The organism is bacterium (genome assembly GCA_027622355.1).
Lineage (GTDB): Bacteria > UBA8248 > UBA8248 > UBA8248 > UBA8248 > JAQBZT01.
The window spans coordinates 1-4,714 of the sequence record JAQBZT010000230.1 but is presented as its reverse complement, the minus strand read 5'-3'; the positions used below and the strand labels follow the sequence as shown (position 1 = coordinate 4,714).

The 4,714-nt window shown below is 62.4% G+C and carries 4 protein-coding genes; all 4 read left to right on the top strand.

Annotated features, from left to right (window positions below; translation table 11 throughout):
* Positions 1-439, top strand: a 439-nt coding sequence (locus O2807_12120; protein ID MDA1001244.1) for an apolipoprotein N-acyltransferase, incomplete at its 5' end; no start/stop codon positions are given.
* Positions 440-498: 59 nt separating this feature from the next.
* Positions 499-1,624 (top strand): peptide chain release factor 2 gene (gene prfB, locus O2807_12115; protein ID MDA1001243.1). Its coding sequence is split into 2 segments (ribosomal slippage): positions 499-564 and positions 566-1,624, totalling 1,125 coding nucleotides; the frame shifts between segments, so codons are not numbered across the junction.
* 115 nt (positions 1,625-1,739) lie between these two features.
* Positions 1,740-3,293: a lysine--tRNA ligase gene (gene lysS, locus O2807_12110; GenBank protein MDA1001242.1), complete on the top strand. Its 1,554-nt coding sequence runs from the start codon at positions 1,740-1,742 to the stop codon at positions 3,291-3,293.
* A 2-nt stretch (positions 3,294-3,295) separates the two neighbouring features.
* The gene (locus tag O2807_12105; protein MDA1001241.1) at positions 3,296-4,588 is read left to right on the top strand and encodes a lipoprotein-releasing ABC transporter permease subunit; all 1,293 of its coding nucleotides are present in this window, start codon (positions 3,296-3,298) and stop codon (positions 4,586-4,588) included.
* Positions 4,589-4,714 lie beyond the last annotated feature (126 nt).

Genomic DNA, 4,714 nt, shown 5'->3' with positions numbered 1-4,714 from the left:
CAAGCCCCGGGTGTTCGACATCCCCGGGGGGAAATTCGGGGTGCTGATCTGCTTCGAGGCCATCTTCCCCCGCGTGGTCCGGGGGTTCCGGGATGCCCAGTTCCTGGTCAACATCACGAACGACGCCTGGTTCGGGCGCACGGCGGCCTCCGAGCAGCACCTCTCCATGGTCGCCATGCGCGCGGTGGAGTACCGCGTTCCCATCGTCCGGGCGGCCAACACGGGGATCAGCGGTTTCGTGGATGCGAGGGGGAAGATTCTCGAGCGGAGCCCGCTTTTCCGGTTTTGGGGGAAATCCGGGTTTGTCGCGCCCCGGCAGGAGGGACCGAGCCTGTATGCGCGGACGGGCGATATCTTCGCCTTCGCCTGCCTTCTGTTCTCCCTGCTCGCGGCGCTGGCGGCTTGGCACCGTGGCCGGGGGCGGGTGTGGTATGATTAAGTCGTTGGAAGAAATGGTGTTTCCGCCTGTTGTGCCTGGAGGGAGGCAAGGAGAAGGTCATGGAGGAGTTGTTGAAACAGGGAGGACGCCTGGAAGAGCGGCTGAAAGAACTTCGAGGCCGTCTTTGACCTGGACAGGCTGGAAGCGGATTGCACGGCGCTGGAAAAGCGCGCCGGAGAGTCGGATTTTTGGAACGATGCCGAGAGCGCCCAGACTGTCCTGAAACGGCGCGCTTCTCTCCAGCGGACCATCACTGCCTGGAAGAATCTCCACCAAAAACTCACGGACCAGACCGAACTCCTCGAAGTCATGCAGATGGAGGAGGGGGAGCCGGATCCGGGCCTGCTCGCCGACATCGAGGACAGCCTGAATGCCCTCGAGGATGAAATCCAGCGCCTTGAGTTTCGCCTGGTGATGGACGAGGAAGAGGACGCCCTGAACGCGATCCTCTCGATCAACGCCGGCGCCGGCGGGGTGGAGAGCCAGGACTGGGCCGAGATGCTGCTGCGGCTCTACTCCCGCTGGGCGGAGAACCGGGGATTCGAGGCCCGCATCGTGTCCTATCTAGGCGGCGAGGAAGCGGGGCTCAAGAACGTGATCCTGATCGTGTCGGGGGAGTACGCCTACGGCTACCTGCGGGCTGAGGTGGGTGTCCACCGCCTGGTGCGCATATCGCCCTTCGATGCCAGCTCGCGGCGGCATACCTCGTTCGCCTCGGTGGATGTCACCCCCGAGATCGAAGACGATGTCGAGATCGAAATCGACGAAAAGGATCTGAGAATTGATGTCTACCGGAGCTCAGGCGCGGGTGGCCAGCACGTCAACACCACCGATTCCGCCGTGCGAATCACCCACTTGCCGACGAACATCGTCGTCTCCTGCCAGAACGAGAGAAGCCAGCACAAGAACAAGGCCACCGCGATGAAACTCCTCCGGGCCCACCTCTACGAGCGTGAGCGGCGCAAGCGCGAGGAAGAGAAAGAGGCGCTGCATGCCTTGAAGAAGAAAATCGCGTTCGGAAGCCAGATACGCTCGTATGTGATGCACCCCTACCGCATGGTGAAGGACCACCGGACCGACGTGGAAACCTCGAACGTGGATGCGGTGCTCGACGGTGCAATTGATCCCTTTATCGATGCCTATCTGCTGTCGCAAATCGAAACCCGGACCGGCATGGGCTCGTAAACGCGGGAAAGGGGAGTCTCCTTGACGTGGGGCCGCGCGGGGGATAGCGTTGGCCGGATTTTGTCGTGAAGCCGAAGTTGCCGAGACGGAGACCGGAAAAAGGAGTGAGAGATAGATGAGCGAAAACGCTCCCGAGGAGCGTTCCGGCGCCTCACCTGAGGATGCGGGCGGGGAAAATTTAAATGAGGTTCTGGCCCAGCGGCGGCGCAAGCTGCAGACCATGCGGGAGACGGGCCAGAATCCATTCCCGAACCGATTTCCGATCACACGCCAGATTGGCGAGCTGGCGGAGCAGTATGGCGATCGCCCCGTCGATGCCTTCGAGGAAGAGAAGGCGGCGAGCTTCACCGTGGCGGGAAGGCTGATGGCCAAGCGCCTGCAGGGGAAAGTGATTTTCATGGACCTGCGGGACAGCACGGGCCGTATCCAGCTCTTCTTCCGGCTCAACGATGTGGGCGAGGAGCTGTTCGCCGCCGCGAAGGAATTTGATATCGGCGACATCCTGGGCTGCGAGGGCGGCCTCTTCCGCACCCGCACGGGGGAGATCTCGATATGGGTCCGCAGCGCCCGGGTGCTGGCCAAGAACCTCATGCCCTTGCCCGAAAAGTGGCATGGGCTCCAGAACGTCGAGATGCGCTACCGACAGCGCTATGTGGACCTGATTGCCAACCCTGAGGTGGTGGAGGTGTTCCGCACCCGGGCCCGGATCATTGGCCATATCCGGAAATTTCTCGACGATCGGGGCTTTCTTGAAGTCGAGACACCCATGATGCAACCGTTGGCGGGCGGCGCCGCGGCGCGCCCGTTCACCACCTACCACAACACGCTGGAGATGGAACTCTACCTTCGGGTGGCGCCCGAGCTCTACCTCAAGCGCCTGGTCGTCGGCGGGCTGGACAGGGTGTACGAGATCAACCGCAGCTTCCGCAACGAGGGCATTTCGACCCAGCACAACCCCGAGTTCACCATGCTGGAATTTTACATGGCCTATGCGGACTACAACGACTTGATGGGCCTGACGGAGGAGATGCTGGCCGGGATGGCGGAGGAGATCTGCGGCGGCCGGACCGTGACGTACGGCGGCGAGGAAATCTCTTTCGGACGCCCCTGGGCGCGCCACAAATGGAAGGATGCCATCGTCGAGATCGGGGGCGCCCCCGCAGATGTGCTGGAAGACACCGAGGCGGCGCGGAATCATGCCCGCGGGGTGGCGAAGGCGACCGGCTATCCCATCCCGGACGATATGGCGCACGTGCATGCACTGGAGTACCTCTTCGAGGAGCAGGTGGCGCCCAAGCTTCGCCAGCCGACGTTTATTTACGATTTTCCGCGGGCACTCTCTCCGCTCTCCAAGTCACGCGAGGACGACCCCGAGACGGTGGAGCGGTTCGAGCTGATCGTGGCCGGGCGCGAGATTGCGAACGCCTATACCGAGCTCAACGATCCCGACGAACAAAGGGCGCGCTTCGAGGAGCAGGCTGCCGCACACGAAGCCGGGGACGAGGAGGCGCACCGCGTGGACTGGGACTATCTGCGCGCCCTGGAATATGGCTTGCCGCCCACGGCCGGGGAGGGCATCGGCATCGACCGTCTGGCGATGCTGCTCACGGACTCGCCCTCGATCCGGGATGTGATCTTTTTCCCTCTTCTTCGACGGACCCAAGAGTAGCGATGGTTTCTCGTGTGGAGTTTCAGATTGGCATGCGCCACCTCCGCTCCCGGCGGAAGCGCGCTTTCGTTTCGGTGACGACCTGGATCTCCATCCTCGGCATCGCGCTGGGCGTCATGACGCTGATCGTGGTCGTGGGAGTGATGTCGGGCTTCGAGCGGGAGCTTCGCACGAAGATCCTCGGGACCCAGAGCCACGTCGTCGTCGTCGAGGCCGGTTCGAACGCGATGCGCGGCTGGCGGGAGGCGCTCTCTGAGGTGAAGAAGCAGCCCGAGGTCATCGCGGCCAGCCCGTTCGTGTACGGGCAGGCGATGTTGACCGCGCGGGGCGCAGTGACCGGGGCGGTCATCCGGGGAATCGACCCGGCACGGGAAGCGAAAGTCAGCGAGATCCAGAAGAACATTCAAACGGGAGGGCTCGAGCGGCTCGTCAGGTTCACGGTGGATCGCTCGGCGCTTCCCCCCGGCGCGGAGCCGCTGCGCGCGGGCATTGTCCTCGGGTCGGAGTTGGCCGCCAGCCTGGGTCTGAAGCTGGGCGATGAGGTCATCATGGTGAGTCCGACGGGAACCATCACCCCGATGGGGGTGCTTCCCCGGACGAAGCGCTTCCAGATCGTCGGCACGTTCCGGAGCGGCTACTACCAGTTCGACTCGGGGATGGCCTATATCTCGCTGGAGGAGGCCCAGCGGTTCTTCGGCCTGGGGCAGGATGTCACGGGCATCCATCTTCGGATCCGGGACATTTTCGCGGCTGAGCGGGTTGCGCAGGATCTGCAGAAGCGGCTGGGGCTTCCCTTCTGGCCCCGCTCCTGGCAGCGGATGAACCAGAGCCTTTTTTCCGCCCTCAAGACTGAAAAAACGACGATGACGATTCTCCTCCTCCTGGTCATCGTAGTGGCGGCCTTCAATATCATGGGCTCGCTGGTGATGGTGGTGATGGAAAAGGGCCGGGAAATCGCCATTTTGAAGTCTATGGGGGCAACCCGGGGGAGCATTCTCCGGATTTTCTTTTACCAGGGGGCGATTATCGGCCTGGCCGGGTCCATCTTCGGGACCCTCGGCGGGCTCGTTTTGAGCTGGAAACTCTATGTTTTAGAAGACTTTTTGGAGAAGTTTTTCGGTCTGGACATCCTTCCCCCCAGCGTCTACCATATAGACAGGTTGCCGGTGGATCTCTCTGCCTTTAACGTGGCCGTAACCGCAATTGTGGCCGTAATCATTAGCTTGGTGGCCACTTTGTACCCCGCTTGGCGCGCCTCGCGGGTCGACCCGGTGGAAATGCTCCGTTATGGCTGAAAAACCGGTCGAAGCCGAGGTAAGGCTGGGCATCTCTCCCGAAGAATGTGTCATTTCTGCCTTGGGTCTGGAGAAGACGTATTTCTCGCCCGGGGGAGAGGTGAGGGCCCTTCGGGGGGTTGACCT

Excerpts from the sequence above, each read along its gene's own strand:
- lysS (MDA1001242.1), top strand. The coding sequence starts at position 1,740 with ATGAGCGAAAACGCTCCCGAGGAGCGTTCCGGCGCCTCACCTGAGGAT.
- O2807_12105 (MDA1001241.1), top strand. The coding sequence starts at position 3,296 with ATGGTTTCTCGTGTGGAGTTTCAGATTGGCATGCGCCACCTCCGCTCC.